Genomic DNA, 15845 nt, shown 5'->3' on the forward strand with positions numbered 1-15845 from the left:
AAGAATTCCGTTTCCTGTCCGAGGATTCCTCATGATCGATTTGCGCAGCGATACCGTTACCCGGCCGACCCCGGCCATGTTGCAAGCCATGACCAGCGCGCCGCTGGGCGATGACGTGATGGGCGACGATCCCACCGTGAACCGCCTGCAGCAGGCCGTGGCGGAACGCGCCGGCAAGGCGGCCGGCTTGTTCTTCCCGTCAGGCACCCAGAGCAACCTGGCCGGGCTGATGGCGCATTGCGAGCGTGGCGACGAATACCTGGTGGGCCAGTTGGCGCACACCTACAAGTACGAAGGCGGCGGCGCCGCCGTGCTGGCCAGCATCCAGCCCCAACCTATCGAACATGCCGAAGACGGCTCGCTGCCGCTGGAAAAGCTGGCGGCGGCCTTGAAGCCGGAAGGCGATCCGCACTTTGCCCGCACCCGTCTGCTGGCGCTGGAGAACACCTTCCACGGCAAGTTGATCCCGGCCGATTACATCCGCGCGGCCACCGATTGGGCGCGCAGCCACGGCCTGGGTACGCACCTGGATGGCGCGCGCGTCTTCAACGCAGCCGTCGCCAGCGGCAAACCGCTGGCTGACATGTGCGAGTCGTTCGATTCGGTCTCGATCTGCTTTTCCAAGGGGTTGGGCGCACCGGTCGGGTCCGTGCTGGTGGGCAGCGCCGAATTGATCGCCCGCGCGCGCCGCTGGCGCAAGATGCTGGGCGGCGGCCTGCGCCAGTCCGGCGTGCTGGCCGCGGCCTGCCTGTATGCGCTGGACCACAACGTCGACCGCCTGGCCGACGACCACGACAACGCGCGCCAACTGGCCGAGGGCCTGCGCGGCATCGCGGGGGTGCGAGTGCTTGGCCAGGACACCAACATGGTGTTCGCGCAATTCGAACCGGCGCGCTGCGAGGCGCTGACGGCCGCGCTGGCCGCCGACGGTATTCTGATGCGTGCCGTCTATGGCGGCCCGACGCGGCTGGTGACCCACCTGGACGTGTCCGCCGCGGACGTGCGCCGGGTGGTCGAGGCCGTGGCGCGTCACCTGGGTTGAATGGCCGCAATCACGCCGCCGCGCGCAGCACGTCCGACAGCACCGAAAACAATTCGTCGATCTGCGCCCGTTCGATGATGAGCGGCGGCGACAGCAGCATGGTGTCGCCGGCCGAGCGGATCAGGCAGCCGCGTTCCAGGCAGGCCTGGTGCACCGCGAAGCCGCGTTGCCCGGGCTTGCCGTCCTGCGGCGCCAGTTCGATGGCGGCCAACAGGCCGATGTTGCGGATGTCCACCACGTGGGGCAGGCCTTTCAGGCTGTGGGCGGCGTCTTCCCAATAGCGCCACAATTCGCGGCTGCGCTGGAACAGACCTTCGCGCCGGCAAATGTCCAACGTGGCCAGCCCGGCCGCGCAGGCCACCGGGTGGCCGGAATAGGTGTAGCCGTGCGCCAGTTCGATGGCGCTGTCCGGGCCTTGCATGAAGGCGTCGTAGACAGACTGGCGCACCAGCGTGGCGCCCATCGGGATGGCGCCGTTGGTCAGCCCCTTGGCGCTGGTGATGATGTCAGGCGTGACGCCGAAATGGGCCGATGCGAAGGCGCCGTCGATGCGGCCGAACGCGCAGATCACTTCGTCAAAGATCAGCAGGATGCCGTGCGCATCGCAGATCTGCCGCAGCTTTTGCAGGTAGCCCTTGGGCGGGACCAGCAGGCCGGTGGAACCGGCCACTGGCTCGACGATCACCGCGGCGATGGTGGACGCGTCGTGCAGCGCCACGATGCGCTCGAGCGCGTCGGCCAGGTGTGCGCCCCAATCGGGCTGGCCGCGGGTGTAGGCCATGTGTTCGCGGTTGTACGTATGCGGCAGGTGATCGACGTAGGGCAGCAGGTTGCCGAAGGGCTTGCGATGGCCGCCGATGCCTGACACCGACAGGCCGCCGAACCCCACGCCGTGATACCCGCGTTCGCGGCCGATCAGGCGGACGCGCTGGCCCTGGCCGCGGGCGCGGTGATAGCCCAGCGCGATCTTCAGCGCGGTATCGACGGCTTCGGAGCCGGAATTCGAAAAGAACACATTGGAAAAGCCGGCTGGGGCTTCCTGGCACAGGTTTTCGGCCAGCTCGAAGGCCAGCGGATGGCTCATCTGGAACGACGGGGCGTAATCCAGTTCATAGGCGGTGCGTGCGATCGCCTCGACGATCTCGGGGCGGCGGTGGCCGGCGTTCACGCACCACAGGCCCGCGATGCCGTCCAGCACCCGGCGTCCGTCCGGACGGATGTAGTGCATGCCTTCGGCGGCGCTGAACAGCACGGGATCGCGCTTGTACCGCCGGTTGGCGGTGAAGGGCATCCAATAGGCTTCGGCATTCAGGGCGGTGGGGGAGTGGGGGGCGGACGACGACATGGGAATCCTGTTTTCGGGAAGTTCAGGGTCCGGCTATTTTGTATTAATACAATGAAAAATACAATTCAGGGCAAGCCTATGCCTTGGCGACTCGGCGGCCCTTCTTACCGATCAGGACGCTTGCAGCGAGGCCTGTAGATGGCGCTGCATCAACCGTGCCGCCCGTTCCTGGTCGCCTGCTTCCAGGGCGTCGATGATCTGCAGATGTTCGCGGGTCGACCCGACGTAGCGCGCGTCGCGATGGAACGCGGCATGCTCTTCCAGCCGGCGCAGCTGGTTCTGCTGCTGCACGGCCTGCAGGATGTAGCGGTTGCCCGAGAAGCGCGCCAGCAGCTCATGAAACGATGCGTTCAGGGCAAAGAACTCGGTGGCCGAGATGTCGGCGTCCTGGCGCTGTGCCAGGGCGTCGTGGGCGGCGCGCATGCGGGCCAGTGCGTCGTGGTCCAGCGTGAAGGTGGGTTCTCGCAGGCCCGCGCATTCGATGGCCATGCGGAAACGGTAGCTTTCATCCAGGGCTGCGCGGCTTTCCAGCGATGGTGCGAATTGCCAGCCGTGACCCTTGCGCTTTTCGATCAGGCCATCGGCCGACAATTGCAGCAGCGCCTTGACCAGCACGCTGCGCGGCGCGGGATAGCGTTGCAGCAGGTCGCTCTCGGTGAAATGATCGGGCAGCACGCGGGTGGCGCGGTCATCGATCAACTGGCGATACAGCTCTTGCTGGGTCGGGCCGGCGCCCGTGATGGCCGGCAAGGCCGGGGCGACCATGTCGGCCACGGTGTAGCCGCTGTTGGGCCGATGCGTGATCAGGCCTTGCGTGGCCAGCAGCTTGAGCGCGCCGCGCACCGGCGTGCGCGACACCTCATAACCCGCGGCCAGCGCTTCTTCGGACAGGTGGGTGCCAGGCATGTAGCGCCGGGCCAGGATGTCCTGGGCGATCAGGCGGGCCAGATCGACTTGCAGCGGGGTGGGGCGGGCAGGAGTGGCGGCAGGCATGGACGAGCGCAGGGGCGGGGGTGGGGCAATGGTAACGGACTGCCGGCGAAAAAAAAGGGCGTACCCCCTTGCGTGGGTACGCCCCAAGAGACCCGGTGGCCCACCAGGCCTCTTCAGCGATATCCGCGCTTGCGCGCGGATATCCAGCGATCTTGCCTTTAGAAGCGCCAGCTGACGTTCACGGTGCCCGTGTTCTGCTGGTTGCCGTTGCCGAACTGGCCGGAGTAGGCCAGGCCGAGCGTGGCGTTCTTGCTCATTGCCATGTCCACGCCCAGTGCCACCACGGCCGCGTCGCGCGACAGCGGGGTGCCGGCCACGGTGAAGGGCTGGCTGCCGTCGAACGACATCGTGGTTTCCGGATTGACGTCGCCGTAGGCGTGGCGCCAGCCCAGCGTGCCGCGCAGGCGAGCGGCGTTCTGGCCCATGTCGAACGTAGTCTGCGCATGCAGGCCCAGGGTGGTGGTGGCGACCTTGTTGCTGTTGCCACGACCGCTGAGCGCGGCGTCGCCGCCCGATTCCGAGAAGCCGCGGGTGCGCAGGTCGCTGAAATCGGCGCCGACGAACGGTTCGAGCGTGACGCGGTCGTTCAGGGGGATGGCGTAGCCCACCTCGGTGAAGACCTGGCCGGTGCTGGCGCTGTAGTCCGACTTCAGGGCTTGCAACTGGCCGGCCGCGTTGATGTTGCGCTTGCTGCTGACGTCGTGCCAGGTATAGGCCACGCCGCCGCTCACGTTGAGCTTGCCCGCGCCGGCCTCGAAGGCCTTGCCGCCGTAGATGATGGCGCTGTAGCTGTCGACGTCGGTCTTGGCCGAGCGGTCGTTCACGGTGATGCGGCTGCTGGTGTAGCCCAGCGCGCCACCCAGGCGCCAGCCATTGCCGATGCCATGGTCGCCGCCGACGAACAGGCCGGCGTCGGTTTCGCGGGCCTTGGCCGCGTTGCCGTTGCCGTCCATGGTGCGCCAGTTGCCGAACACCTGGGCCCACATGGGTTGCGCCGCCGAGCGCGGCAGGGCGGACGCGTCGCCACGCCCGACCTGGGCCGTGGCCGGACCAGGCACCCAGCCGGCGTTCATGTTGGCATGCAGGTGGGCCAGCGGCAGGTTCACCACGTTGTTGGTCACGTTCTGCATCGCCGAGACCGTGCTGACGTGCGATTCGCCCGCCAGGTCGGCGAACACGCCGGCCGGTGCGCCTTCCGGCAGGTTCAGCACGCGGCTGTACAGGGTGTTGGTGGTGGGCAGGCTTTGCAGCGCGCGCGCGGTCGAGCGCTGATTGCCGGTTACGGCCAGGTCGGCGAACTCGATGGGGCGCGTGGCGCCGCTCGAACCGCCGGGCGTGGCGGGCGGCGTGCCGGTGTCGACCGGAGGCGTGGCGGGATCGACAGGGGGCGTACCCGGTTCCACCGGCGTGCCGGGATCGACCGGCACGGTCTTCAGCTCGACTTTCAGCACGACATCGTTGCCGTTATAGGCAAGCTTGGGGTCCAGGAATGCCAGGTTGCTGGAGACGCCGGTGAACTTGCTGCCGTTCAAGCCGCCGTCCGCCGTCAGGATGGTGTAGGCGGTGGCGGCCGCGTAAGTGCCGCCGGAACCCACGTGCAGCACGGAGCCGGCCAGGTTGGCCACGCCCAGCGCATGGACTTTGTCGCTCCTGCCGTCGGCGGTGGCGTCGACGCGGTAGGTCGAAGTGGCGTCAAAGGTCAGATCGCCGTTGACCTGCAGGATGCCGACGGGCATCGCCGTGGTGCCGGGCGACAGGGTCGCGCCGGCCAGCAGCGTGGTGGGGCCGACTTCGCCCGAACCGGCCAATGTGCCGGCGACCGACAGCAGGCCCTTCACTTCACTGGTGCCCATCGTCAAGGTGGCGGTGCGGGCCACGTTGACGTCGCGGCCGCGGATGACGGCCAGGGGGGTGTAGTCGATATTGATGTTGACGGTGCCGGCGCTGCCGTCGATCACACCGGTGATGGAGCCGCCGTTGATGTCCAGGGTGCCGGACCCCAGCCGCACACTGCCGTCGATGGTGCCCGTGTTGGCGATCGACACGGGGGTGGCCGCGCCCGACACATCGATGGCAACACCGTCGCTCTTGCTGGTGATCGTGCCGGTGTTGGAGATGCCGCGCCGAACCGTCGCGCCCGACACGACGACGCCCGCCTCGATGTTGCCGCTATTGCTGATGCGTCCTGTGATCGTACTGCCGCCGGTCACCTCAAGGCCCACGCCGGTGGCGGAGTTGCCGGAGATGAGGCCAACGTTGACGATGTCGCCGGTGATCGAGCTGGCATTGCGAATGCTGATGGCCGAGTCGCCGACCACCTGCCGGGAGGCTTCATTGCGGATCGAGCCGTCCACGGTCGACGCGTCGACCTTGATGCCCGAGCCCCCCGTCGCCGAGTTCCACACCGTGCCATTGTTGATGATGTTGCCACGCAGGGTGGCGCCATTGGTGATGTTGATGGAGACGTCGGTGACGGCATTCGTGAGGTTGCCGGTTTGCGTCGTGCCGTTGAGATCTACCGCGAAGGCGGTCGTGGCGGCCAGGGGCGAAAAGCTGACGGCCAGGACGAGCGCGAGAGGAGTGAGTTGGAAACGGGGATGCATGAGGAGTGACCATGTAAATTTCGTGTCTGAAATATACCGATCATTGCATCATCAAATCTGAGCAAATCTGAGCGCTTTGTAAGGCGGCGGATAAAACAAGAGGATGAATGACAAATAATGATTAAATGAACGACAAAGACTGAAATTGTTCTTTTCTGAAAATCCCGGTAAAGATACAAATAGATGCTTTCGCGCAACATATTGTCGGCAGCGGACATCGTCGGGGTAGCCAAAGCGGTGACTCACCCCGCGGCGCGATGCGGCAGGCTCAGTCGAAAGCACACCGGTTCGTCACCGCCGGCGCCAGCCAGGACGACCGTGCCGCCCAGCCGTTCGGCAATGGCCTTCACCAGGTACAAGCCCAGTCCGGCCCCCGGATGGCGCAACGCGTTCTGGCCTCGATAGTATTTCTGGAACAGGCGTTCCTGGTCTTCGGCGAGGATGCGGTGGCCGGGGTTGGCCACCTCGATGTGCAGCCTGTCGTCCTGGGCGCTTACCGAGACGGTCACCATGCCCCCTTCAGCACAATGCCGGTCCGCATTCGCCAGCAGGTTGCGCAGGGCGATGTGCAGCATGCTGGCATCGCAATCCAGCACGAGGTCGCCCGAGCCATACTGGCTCTGGATGCGGCCGGGCGCGAAGTCCCGTTCCAGGTCGGCCAGCATGGCCGGCACATCGCAGCGGGCCGGGCGCAGCTCGGCCCGCGGCTCCCGCATTCGGTCGTGGGTCAGATATTCATCCACCAGCGCCAGCAGGCGCACGGCGGCATCGCGGATGTTGCCGCAGCGCGCCAGGGTCTTCTCGGCCGGCGCCGCCAGGTTGCGCCCCAGTTGCTGTGCCGAGGTGGTGATGATTGCCAGCGGCGTGCGGAATTCGTGCGACACCATGGCCACGAAGTCGCGCTGTTCCGCGAACACCTGCCGCTCTTTGTCCAGCGACGTGCGCAGCTCGCCTTCCAGTTCGACGCGGCGCTCGATCTCGTTCTGCATTTCGACCGTGCGCAGGGCAACTTCCTTTTCCAGCCGGTGGCTGTGCTGCCGCGCCAGGTCCGCGGCCAGGTTGGCCTGCTGCCGTTCGCGCATGCGCCGCTGGCGTTCATGGCGGCCGACGATGTACAGGCTCAGCAGCAGCATATGCAGCATGGTACCCAGCGTCGACACGTATTCCGTAAACGTGTTGACTGGCAGCACGCCCAGATTGCGCAGGAAGGCGATCAGCACGCTGATGTAGAACACGCCGAAGGCCAGCGCGAAAAAACGCGCCGGCTGCCAGCCGCGCTTGAGCAGGTAGGCGGTCAGGGTCGAAAAGCCGACGATCAGCAGCAGCGCCAGCGTCTGGATGGGCTGCACGCCCCAGGCGTAGTGGCCGGACACGACCAGCGCCGAGCACACCAGCGCGATGGCCCAGAAGATCCGGTCCAGCCACCGCACCGCGCGCGGATACAGCGCAGCCAGGTTCAACTGGCGGAAAGCAACGCGCAGCGCCACCGGCAGGCTGATGGCGATACCCACGCCCAGCAGGCGGTCGCTCCAACCCACCGGCAGGCCCGTCAATTGCTGCACCAGGCCCAGCGACAGCACTTCATTGAAGACGCAGTTGCCGATGTAGGCCAGGAACAGGCCGCTCATCGATGCGCGCGTCACGAGCCAGAAGGCGCCATGCGCGCAGATCAGCAGCAGGTAGAAACCGAAGTACAGGCCAAACATCAGGCCTTCGCGGCGCGACTGGTTGTCGTAGGCCAGGCGTTGCCAGATTTCCAGCCGGGTTGCCAGCGCGTTCTTGCTTTGCAGCCGCACCAGGATCACGTAGTTGCCGGGGGCGGGCGGTTCGAACGAGATCACGGGGCTGCGGTAGTCCACCGGCCAATCGTGGCGCGGCAGGTCTTCGCCGCTGCGCCCCAGCAACGTCCAATAGCCGTCCTGACCCATGTAGACCCGCACGTCATCGAGCAGCGCATTGCTCAGCCGCAGCATCCATCCGCCTTGTGGAATGCGGTCGACCCGCACCGGCAGGCGCAGCCACACTGCCGCGGGCGTGAAGCCGGCGCTCAGGCTGTCGGGCAGCGTGGTCCAGCCGGCCGCCTGGGCGACATCCGCGGCTCCGAGCTTGCCGCTCGCGTCGTCCAGCCGTTCGAGGTGACCACCCGCGTACAGCATCCGCGCCTGTCCATCGAGGACCAGCGGCTCGCCACGAGCGGGGGCCGCGGCCGCCATGGCCGCGATCAACAATGCCAGCAGCCACAGCCACGCGTGTGCCGTGGGATAATGATTCCGTCTCATCAAGTCATGATTCCCGTGCAGCCGGCAAGATTACATCAGCGCCGGGGGAATCCGCCTCCGCACTACATGCTTGAAGTCATTCTTCTCGAAGACGAGCCCGTGCTGCGTCAAGAGCTTGGCGAGTTTCTCGAAACGTTGGGCTACGCGCCGCTGTGCGTGTCCAGCCTGCAGGAATTCGACCAGGGCTTTGACGCCAGCCGGCACCACCTTGCCGTCATCGACATCGGCTTGCCGGATGGTTGCGGCCTGGACCTGATCCAGCGCCTGCGCCACGATGGCCAGCAGGTGGGCATCGTGGTGTTCAGCGCGCGCCAGACCAGCCCGGATCGGATCGCGGGGCTGGGCATGGGGGCCGACCATTACCTGGGCAAGGGTTGCGATCTGGATGAACTGGCGGCCACGCTGGCGGCGCTGGTGCGCCGCCTGGGGCTGCCGCGCGCCCCGGCAAATCCCGCGCCCGACCATTGGGTGCTGGATGTCGGCCCGCGTCGGCTGCTGGTTCCTGGCGCACCCGCCGTGCCACTGTCACAGCAAGACCTGACCGTCTTGCGCTGCCTGATGGGCCAGCCTGGCGAAAACATCAGCCGGCGCCAGATCGTCGAAGCGCTGGGCGCCGATTATCTCGAATACGACCAGCGCCGCCTGGACACGCAGATGCGGCGCCTGCGGCGGCGCGTAGAAGCGGCCAGTGGCCAGGCGCTGCCGGTCAAGACGCTGCGCAACAGCGGCTATTGCTTCTACCAGGCGGCGCGGGTCCAGGCCTGATCACCGCACCCACCACGCGGCAGCGCGTGCCGGCCGATTCCATCAACCATGCCGCGAGCGGCTGTCGCCCGGCGCTTCGTCGCGTTCGTGCATGCCGTAGTCGCGCAGCACCTGCGCCACCCGCAAGCGGTAATTGGCGAACACGCCGCCGCGCCCGGCCTCCTGGGCCTGGCGATGCGATTCCAGCGAACGCCAGCGCTTGACCGCTTCTTCATCGCGCCAGAACGACAGCGACAGTAGCTTGCCCGGCGTGGTCAGGCTCTGGAAGCGTTCGACCGAAATGAAGCCGTCGATGGCTTTGAGCTCATCGATCAGGCGGGCGGCAATCCGCAGGTAGGGATCGGGGTTGCCCTCGGCGGGCTCGACTTCGAATATCACGGCGATCATGGGGTGGCGTCCTCGGAAAAGGCAAACAGGGGAATGCGGGCGTTGGGCAGGGGGCGATAGCGAAAGCGCGCCGCCAGTGCGCAGGCGTCGACGCCGGTCCGCAGCAGATGGACCAATGCGCCTGCGGCGTGGTGGCGTGCCAGGTCGCGGCCGGGGCAGGCGTGGGCCAGGGCGCCGAAGGTCCAGTGGGCCTGTGGCTGCACGGTCGTGGCGGCGGCCAACACCAGTAGCACCGTGGCGCCGGCCTCGATGCGCTGGCCGCCAATGTGGGCGGATTCGGCCAGGAAACGGCGCGTGTTGTGGATAGGGGGATCCTGCCGCAGCGTCGTGTCCACCCAGGTTTCGGCCTGCGCCAGCGTCAATGCGGGCGATGCGCCTTGCCGACCGGCGTGTACCAGGGCGTTGCCCAGCAGGCCGGCGCCCGCCTCGCAGGACTGGAACAGCAGGCCCGCGAGATTGGCGGCCAGCGCGGCTGGGGGCAGGCCGGCGCGCTCGCCGTCACGACGCAGTTCACGCAGGGCCGGACTGGCGTCCGCGTGCGTCAGATGGGCTTGCACGCTTGCCGACAGGCGCCGGGCGGCGGCGTGTCCGGCCGCGATGTCCTGGGCCGGCGCGGTGGGCGGCAGGGCCGCCAGGAAATCGCGGATGTCGCCGGCGCACTCGGCAACGACGGGGGCGGGCAATCCCAGGAACGCGGCCTGCGCATAAACCGGCGCGGCAGGGAGATAGCGGTCGACGTCCGCTGCAAAAGGGCCGGCGCCTGACCCCACTGCCAGATCCGGCCATTGCGGGGTACAGGCTTGCTGCGACTGCCGCGCGAGGAAGGCGGCCAGCAGCGGCTTGATCCGGGCATGCGCGTCGCCGTCGGTCATGCGTGCGAACTGGCCAAACAGCACGCCCGCCGGGCCGCCGCAGAGCCTGCCGGGCACCGGCTCGGCCGCGGGCCGCACGCGTGCGGCAGGATGGCGCATGACCTCCTGGATCAGCGCCGGGCTGCTCGCCACCCACAGGCCCAGCGTGGCGTCGTGGTAGAGCGGCCGCTCGCGGGCAAGCGCGGCGTAATAGGGATAGGGATTGGAATGGATGACCGCCTGGAGCGGATCGAGCGGGTCAGCGACTGGCATGGCGGTTCCGGCGGGGGATCAGGGGGCCAGTATCTCCCCGCCCGCCATGCAACGATTCGTTGGCGGCCGAACTATGCCTGCGCGGCGTCGGCCAGCAACGCGGCGTAGCCGGCGCGCGAATCCGGCCATTGCAGGGTCAGGCCGCTGGCCCGCAGGCGGGCGTTGCTGAGTTTCTTGCTGCCGATGTTGGCGGGCGCGGGCGCCTCGGCTGGCGCGGGGGCGCCGATCAGGCAGGCCAGGTCCGCGTACAGCACATGCAGCGGCAGCGGCGTGTCGTCGCAGCCGATGTAGACCGACTGTGCGTCGGGCAACCGCGCCACATGGGCGATGGCGGCCGCGGCGTCGTCGATGTGGATGCGGTTGGCCCAATGCGGCGGCTGGATCGGCGCGCCGGCAGCGCCTCTGCGCAGGCGTTCGATCAGTTGCAGGCGGCCGGGGCCGTACAGGCCGGCAAAGCGGATCGTCGTGTGAGGCAGCGGCTGTGCGGCAAGCAGCGCTTCGGCTTCGAGCAGGATGCGGCCATTGAAGCCCTGCGGCGCAGGCGGCGTGTCTTCGGTGACCCAGTCGCCGTGGTGCTCGCCATAGACTGCGCTGGACGACACGAACACCACGCGTTCGACCTGGGACGTATTCAGCGCGTCCAGCACGCGATTCAGGCCATCGACGAACACGCCGCGGTAGGCCGCGGGATCGCGCGCCCCGGCGGTGGCAACGTGGATGACGCGGGTGATGCCGGCCGGCAGGGCGGGTAAGCCGTCCTCCCGCGTGATGTCGCCTTGCAGCCACTGGATGCCGCTGGCATCTTCCGCGGGCGGATGGCGGCGCAGCGCATAGACCTGGTCGCCGCGCGCCAGCAACAGGCGGGCCGCGCGTTGGCCAAGGTCGCCGCAGCCGATGAAGAGCACGCGTTCAGCCATGTCGCGCGGCGCCGGTCACATGCCGCTGTAGACGGGCCCTTCGCCGCCTTGCGGGGCCACCCAGACGATGTTCTGGGTCGGGTCCTTGATGTCGCAGGTCTTGCAGTGCACGCAGTTCTGCGCGTTGATCTGCAAGCGGTCGTCGCCGTGGTCGTCCTTGACGAACTCGTACACGCCGGCCGGACAGTAGCGCGATTCCGGGCCGCCGTACTTGGCCAGGTTGACCTGCACCGGCACCGACGGGTCTTTCAGCGTCAGGTGGACGGGCTCGTTTTCATCGTGGTTGGTGTTCGAGATGAATACCGAACTGAGCTTGTCGAAGGTCAGCTTGCCATCGGGCTTGGGGTAGTCGATGCGGGCGCACTGCGACGCCGGCTGCAGGCAGGCGTGGTCGGGCTTGCTGTGGCGCAGGGTCCACGGCATCTTGCCCTTGAACACCAGTTGCTCGATGCCGGTCATCAGCGTGGCCACGGTGCGGCCCTTCTTGAACCACTGCTTGAAGTTGCGCGCCTTGTTCAGTTCGGCGTGCAGCCACGAGGCCTTGAAGGCTTCGGGGTACGCGGCCAGTTCGTCCTGGCGGCGGTCGGCGACCAGCGCGTCGAACGCGGCTTCGGCGGCCAGCTTGCCCGACTTGATGGCGGCATGGCTGCCCTTGATGCGCGAGGCGTTCAGGAAGCCGGCTTCACAGCCCACCAGCACACCGCCCGGGAAGGTCAGCTTGGGCAGCGACAGCAGGCCGCCGGCCGTGATGGCGCGGGCGCCGTAGGCAATGCGCTTGCCGCCTTCGAAGGTGCCGCGGATGGCCGGGTGGGTCTTGTAGCGCTGGAATTCGTCGAACGGCGACAGCCAGGGGTTGGCGTAATCCAGGCCGACGATCATGCCCACCGCCACCAGGTTGTTGTCCAGGTGGTAGAGGAACGAGCCGCCGTAGGTGTCGGCGTCCAGCGGCCAGCCGGCGGTGTGGATCACCAGGCCAGGCTTGGACTGGGCCGGGTCGACTTCCCACATTTCCTTGATGCCGATGCCGTAGGCTTGCGGGTCGCGGCCGTCGTCCAGCTTGTAGCGGTCGATCAGCTGGCGGCCGAGCTGGCCGCGCGCGCCTTCGGCGAACACCGTGTAGCGCGCATGCAGTTCCATGCCGGGCTGGTAGTGGTCGGTATGGCTGCCGTCGCGGGCTACGCCCATGTCGCCGGTGGCCACGCCGCGCACGGCGCCGTTTTCGTCGTACAGCACTTCGACCGCGGCAAAGCCCGGGAAGATCTCGACGCCCAGGGCCTCGGCCTGTTCGCCCAGCCACTTGACGACGTCGCCCAGGCGGACGATGTAGTTGCCGTCATTGTGGAAACAGGGCGGCAAGAGCCAGTTCGGCGTGGCGCGCGCGCCGTTTTGCGACAGGAACAGGAACTTGTCCTGCGTCACGGGCACGTTCAGCGGCGCGCCTTTTTCTTTCCAGTCGGGGATCAGTTCGGTCAGCGCCAGCGGGTCCATGACGGCGCCGGACAGGATGTGCGCGCCCAGCTCGGCGCCCTTTTCAAGGACGCAGACGCCGATCTCCTGGTTTTTCTCAGCGGCCAGCTGCTTCAGACGGATGGCAGTGGCCAGGCCGGCGGGTCCCCCGCCAACCACGACCACGTCATATTCCATCGACTCGCGTTCAGACATTGCAAAGCTCCCCGTATGTATTCCATATATGGCTGGAAGTATTATCGGCGATTGTATTGCAGGCGGAGGCCTTGCACGTCTTCGCATTTCTTTCAGCCATCAGGAGTAATTGGTGAACCCGGACACTCAGTCTGCGCGGATTCTGGCGGTGGGCGATACCCATCACGTGGATTTGCCCTTGCGTTGGGGCGACTCCGACGCCTTGAATCATCTCAACAACACGCTGTACTTTCGCCTCATGGAAGAGGCCCGCATGCAGATCCTGTACGACGCGGGCTTCGAATTGCCGGCCAATGACGGCGCCATCCTGGCGCATGCGTCCTGCGATTTCCTGCGCCCCTTGACCTATCCGGCGACCGTGCGGGTCACGCACAAGGTCACCCGCATCGGCCGCTCCAGCGCCGAATTCGAACTGCTGCTCGAGAAGGTCGGCGACGATGCCGGCCCCTACGCGCGCGGCCGCAACGTGCTGGTCTGGATGGATTACGTGGCCAATACGTCCGCACCGTGGCCGCCCGAAGTGCTGGCCAGGATGGCCACGCAGTTCCAGCCGGCGGCGTAGTTCATGGCCTGACGCTTGGTCCGGCTTTGTGGCGCCGTTTGAAACAGCGCGCGCATTTGCCGGGCATGCCGTTAAAATCAAGCGCAAACCATAATAGAAATAGAAGGGCGCGCCACCCTCGGCGACGCGACCCGGCAGGCATCGGGCCCAGCTGCGATGCCGTCGGCAAGCGCCACCGGCAGCCGCGCCTTAAGGAAAAACAGGGCTCGCCGCCGTGCGAGACTCTCTTCAGTTCGACCTTAATTAGGAGTTGGAGCGATGGACAAGGTTTTTGCAAGCGCCCAGGAGGCGCTGGCAGGCATCGTCAAAGACGGCCAGATGATCGCCGTGGGCGGTTTCGGCCTTTGCGGCATTCCCGAAGCCCTGATCGCCGCGCTGCGCGATTCGGGCGTGAAGGACCTCACTTGCATCAGCAATAACGCAGGCGTCGACGGCTTCGGCCTGGGCCAGCTGCTCAATACGCGCCAGGTCCGCAAGATGATCGCGTCGTACGTGGGCGAAAACAAGGAATTCGAACGGCAGTACCTGTCGGGCGAACTCGAACTTGAATTCACGCCGCAGGGCACGCTGGCTGAAAAGCTGCGTGCGGGCGGCGCCGGCATCCCGGCCTTCTTCACCCGCACCGGCGTGGGCACCATCGTCGCCGACGGCAAGGAAATCCGCGAATTCGACGGCCAGCAATACGTGATGGAACGTTCGCTGGTGCCGGACGTGTCGCTGGTCAAGGCGCACATCGCCGACCGCAGCGGCAACCTGGTGTTCCGCAAGACGGCGCGCAACTTCAATCCGAACGTGGCCATGGCTGGCAAGTTCACGGTGGTCGAGGTCGAAGAAATCGTCGACACCGGCAGCCTGGACCCCGACCAGGTCCACCTGCCCGGCATCTATGTGCACCGGATCGTGCTGAACGCCACGCCGGAAAAGCGCATCGAACAACGCACCACTCGCCCGGCCTAAGGAGAACACGACATGGCATGGTCCCGCGATGAAATGGCGGCGCGCGCCGCGCGCGAGCTGCAAGACGGTTTTTACGTGAACCTGGGTATCGGCCTGCCGACCCTGGTGGCCAACCACGTGCCCAAGGGCGTCGAAGTCTGGCTGCAATCCGAAAATGGCCTGCTCGGCATCGGTCCGTTCCCGACCGACGCCGAGGTCGACGCCGACCTCATCAACGCCGGCAAGCAGACGGTCACGACGCTGCCCGGCTCGTCGATCTTCTCGTCGGCCGACTCGTTCGCGATGATCCGTGGCGGCAAGATCAACCTGGCCATCCTGGGCGCGATGCAGGTGTCCGAGAAGGGCGACCTGGCCAACTGGATGATCCCGGGCAAGATGGTCAAGGGCATGGGCGGCGCAATGGACCTGGTGGCCGGCGTCGGCCGCGTCGTGGTCCTGATGGAACACGTGGCCAAGAAGAAAGACGGCACCGAAGACATCAAGCTGCTGCCCGAATGCAACCTGCCGCTGACCGGCGTGGGGGTGGTCGACCTGATCATCACTGACCTGGGCGTGATGGAAGTCACCGAAAGCGGCCTGAAGCTGCTGGAAACGGCGCCGGGCGTGACGGTGGACGAAATCCAGTCCAAGACGCACGCCAAGCTGGACGTGTCGGCGGTCAAGTAAACGCCGCTGCCCGGAAAACATAAACGCCCCGCAAGGGGCGTTTTTCATTGGGGCCTGCGCACAAAAAGGCGGTGTGCCGTGTCAGGCGGCTTCCTGCAGCAGCATGCCCACGTGCGGGATGCCGTCTTCGATGTATTCCTCGGTGACCGGCACGAAGCCGTGGCCGCCGTAGTAGCCCTTGAGCCGCGCCTGCGCGCCCAGGTACACGGGCTGGCCGGGCCACAGGCGCGCCACTTCGGCCTTGGCGCGGCGCATCAGCTCGTGGCCCAGCCCGGTGCCGCGGGCCGCCGGGGCGGTGATCACACGGCCGATGACAGCCTGCCCGTCGTTCAGTGCGGGTTCCAGCAGGCGGCTGTAGGCCACCAGGGCGCCGTCCTGCCAGGCCATCAGGTGTTCGGTCTGTCCCAGCAGGTCCTTGCCGTCCATGTCCAGGAAGACGCAGTTCTGTTCCACCACGAAGACTTCCGAGCGCAGGCGCAGGATGGCGTAAAGCTCGGCGGGGGTGAGTTCGGCGTGGGGTTTGCAGATCCAGGCGGGCATGCG

General features: G+C 66.8%; 14 protein-coding genes. 5 read left to right on the plus strand and 9 right to left on the minus strand.

Translation table 11 applies throughout. The features are described 5' to 3' along the window. Positions 1 to 31 precede the first annotated feature (31 nt). Positions 32 to 1042 (plus strand): low-specificity L-threonine aldolase, encoded by a 1011-nt coding sequence (gene ltaE, locus AC3WMR_RS02390; protein ID WP_492262507.1) that lies wholly within the window; start codon positions 32 to 34, stop codon positions 1040 to 1042. A 10-nt stretch (positions 1043 to 1052) separates the two neighbouring features. Here ltaE and aptA read toward each other — a convergent pair whose 3' ends face one another. The 4 genes from aptA to AC3WMR_RS02410 all read right to left on the minus strand — a co-directional run bounded on the left by aptA (position 1053) and on the right by AC3WMR_RS02410 (position 8262). After that, positions 1053 to 2387, minus strand: coding sequence for an omega-aminotransferase AptA (aptA, locus tag AC3WMR_RS02395; protein ID WP_492262508.1), 1335 nt, complete (start codon positions 2385 to 2387; stop codon positions 1053 to 1055). 111 nt (positions 2388 to 2498) lie between these two features. Beyond that, positions 2499 to 3380 carry a GntR family transcriptional regulator gene (locus AC3WMR_RS02400; protein WP_492262509.1) on the minus strand — a complete coding sequence of 294 codons (882 nt, stop codon included), beginning with the start codon at positions 3378 to 3380 and terminating at the stop codon, positions 2499 to 2501. Positions 3381 to 3538: 158 nt separating this feature from the next. Continuing rightward, positions 3539 to 5983: an autotransporter family protein gene (locus AC3WMR_RS02405; RefSeq protein WP_492262510.1), complete on the minus strand. Its 2445-nt coding sequence runs from the start codon at positions 5981 to 5983 to the stop codon at positions 3539 to 3541. Between the two features lie 242 nt (positions 5984 to 6225). Next, positions 6226 to 8262, minus strand: a complete 2037-nt coding sequence (locus AC3WMR_RS02410; protein ID WP_492262511.1) for a sensor histidine kinase — start codon at positions 8260 to 8262, stop codon at positions 6226 to 6228. 66 nt (positions 8263 to 8328) lie between these two features. Here AC3WMR_RS02410 and AC3WMR_RS02415 point away from each other — a divergent pair, with 66 nt between their 5' ends. Beyond that, positions 8329 to 9027 carry a response regulator transcription factor gene (locus tag AC3WMR_RS02415; RefSeq protein WP_492262512.1) on the plus strand — a complete coding sequence of 233 codons (699 nt, stop codon included), beginning with the start codon at positions 8329 to 8331 and terminating at the stop codon, positions 9025 to 9027. A 42-nt stretch (positions 9028 to 9069) separates the two neighbouring features. Here AC3WMR_RS02415 and AC3WMR_RS02420 read toward each other — a convergent pair whose 3' ends face one another. The 4 genes from AC3WMR_RS02420 to AC3WMR_RS02435 form a co-directional block, all read right to left on the minus strand. Then, positions 9070 to 9414 (minus strand): antibiotic biosynthesis monooxygenase family protein, encoded by a 345-nt coding sequence (locus AC3WMR_RS02420; protein ID WP_492262513.1) that lies wholly within the window; start codon positions 9412 to 9414, stop codon positions 9070 to 9072. Continuing rightward, the gene (locus tag AC3WMR_RS02425; protein WP_492262514.1) at positions 9411 to 10538 is read right to left on the minus strand and encodes a cytochrome P450 family protein; all 1128 of its coding nucleotides are present in this window, start codon (positions 10536 to 10538) and stop codon (positions 9411 to 9413) included. Before AC3WMR_RS02425 ends, AC3WMR_RS02420 begins: the two co-directional genes overlap by 4 nt. 71 nt (positions 10539 to 10609) lie before the next feature. Next, positions 10610 to 11455 (minus strand): NAD-dependent epimerase/dehydratase family protein, encoded by an 846-nt coding sequence (locus AC3WMR_RS02430; protein WP_492262515.1) that lies wholly within the window; start codon positions 11453 to 11455, stop codon positions 10610 to 10612. A 15-nt stretch (positions 11456 to 11470) separates the two neighbouring features. Next, positions 11471 to 13117, minus strand: coding sequence for an electron transfer flavoprotein-ubiquinone oxidoreductase (locus tag AC3WMR_RS02435; protein WP_492262516.1), 1647 nt, complete (start codon positions 13115 to 13117; stop codon positions 11471 to 11473). 112 nt (positions 13118 to 13229) lie between these two features. On the opposite strand from AC3WMR_RS02435, the gene AC3WMR_RS02440 reads away from it, so the two are divergent. From AC3WMR_RS02440 to AC3WMR_RS02450, 3 genes are all read left to right on the plus strand, one after another. After that, positions 13230 to 13679, plus strand: coding sequence for an acyl-CoA thioesterase (locus AC3WMR_RS02440; RefSeq protein WP_492262517.1), 450 nt, complete (start codon positions 13230 to 13232; stop codon positions 13677 to 13679). Positions 13680 to 13937: 258 nt separating this feature from the next. Continuing rightward, positions 13938 to 14636 (plus strand): CoA transferase subunit A, encoded by a 699-nt coding sequence (locus AC3WMR_RS02445; protein WP_492262518.1) that lies wholly within the window; start codon positions 13938 to 13940, stop codon positions 14634 to 14636. Between the two features lie 12 nt (positions 14637 to 14648). Beyond that, positions 14649 to 15302: a CoA transferase subunit B gene (locus AC3WMR_RS02450; RefSeq protein ID WP_492262519.1), complete on the plus strand. Its 654-nt coding sequence runs from the start codon at positions 14649 to 14651 to the stop codon at positions 15300 to 15302. 81 nt (positions 15303 to 15383) lie between these two features. Here the strand turns inward: AC3WMR_RS02450 and AC3WMR_RS02455 are convergent, their stop codons facing one another. Further along, on the minus strand, positions 15384 to 15842 hold the full coding sequence (locus AC3WMR_RS02455) for a GNAT family N-acetyltransferase (RefSeq protein ID WP_492262520.1): 459 nt from the start codon (positions 15840 to 15842) through the stop codon (positions 15384 to 15386). Positions 15843 to 15845: the final 3 nt, after the last annotated feature.

The organism is Achromobacter sp. FW305-C-28, assembly GCF_058783235.1.

What these genes read in the sequence shown, in the direction of transcription:
- ltaE (WP_492262507.1), top strand. Translation starts at nt 32, where the DNA reads ATGATCGATTTGCGCAGCGATACCGTTACCCGGCCGACCCCGGCCATG.
- aptA (WP_492262508.1), bottom strand. Translation starts at nt 2,387, where the DNA reads ATGTCGTCGTCCGCCCCCCACTCCCCCACCGCCCTGAATGCCGAAGCC.
- AC3WMR_RS02400 (WP_492262509.1), bottom strand. Translation starts at nt 3,380, where the DNA reads ATGCCTGCCGCCACTCCTGCCCGCCCCACCCCGCTGCAAGTCGATCTG.
- AC3WMR_RS02405 (WP_492262510.1), bottom strand. Translation starts at nt 5,983, where the DNA reads ATGCATCCCCGTTTCCAACTCACTCCTCTCGCGCTCGTCCTGGCCGTC.
- AC3WMR_RS02410 (WP_492262511.1), bottom strand. Translation starts at nt 8,262, where the DNA reads ATGAGACGGAATCATTATCCCACGGCACACGCGTGGCTGTGGCTGCTG.
- AC3WMR_RS02415 (WP_492262512.1), top strand. Translation starts at nt 8,329, where the DNA reads ATGCTTGAAGTCATTCTTCTCGAAGACGAGCCCGTGCTGCGTCAAGAG.
- AC3WMR_RS02420 (WP_492262513.1), bottom strand. Translation starts at nt 9,414, where the DNA reads ATGATCGCCGTGATATTCGAAGTCGAGCCCGCCGAGGGCAACCCCGAT.
- AC3WMR_RS02425 (WP_492262514.1), bottom strand. Translation starts at nt 10,538, where the DNA reads ATGCCAGTCGCTGACCCGCTCGATCCGCTCCAGGCGGTCATCCATTCC.
- AC3WMR_RS02430 (WP_492262515.1), bottom strand. Translation starts at nt 11,455, where the DNA reads ATGGCTGAACGCGTGCTCTTCATCGGCTGCGGCGACCTTGGCCAACGC.
- AC3WMR_RS02435 (WP_492262516.1), bottom strand. Translation starts at nt 13,117, where the DNA reads ATGTCTGAACGCGAGTCGATGGAATATGACGTGGTCGTGGTTGGCGGG.
- AC3WMR_RS02445 (WP_492262518.1), top strand. Translation starts at nt 13,938, where the DNA reads ATGGACAAGGTTTTTGCAAGCGCCCAGGAGGCGCTGGCAGGCATCGTC.
- AC3WMR_RS02450 (WP_492262519.1), top strand. Translation starts at nt 14,649, where the DNA reads ATGGCATGGTCCCGCGATGAAATGGCGGCGCGCGCCGCGCGCGAGCTG.
- AC3WMR_RS02455 (WP_492262520.1), bottom strand. Translation starts at nt 15,842, where the DNA reads ATGCCCGCCTGGATCTGCAAACCCCACGCCGAACTCACCCCCGCCGAG.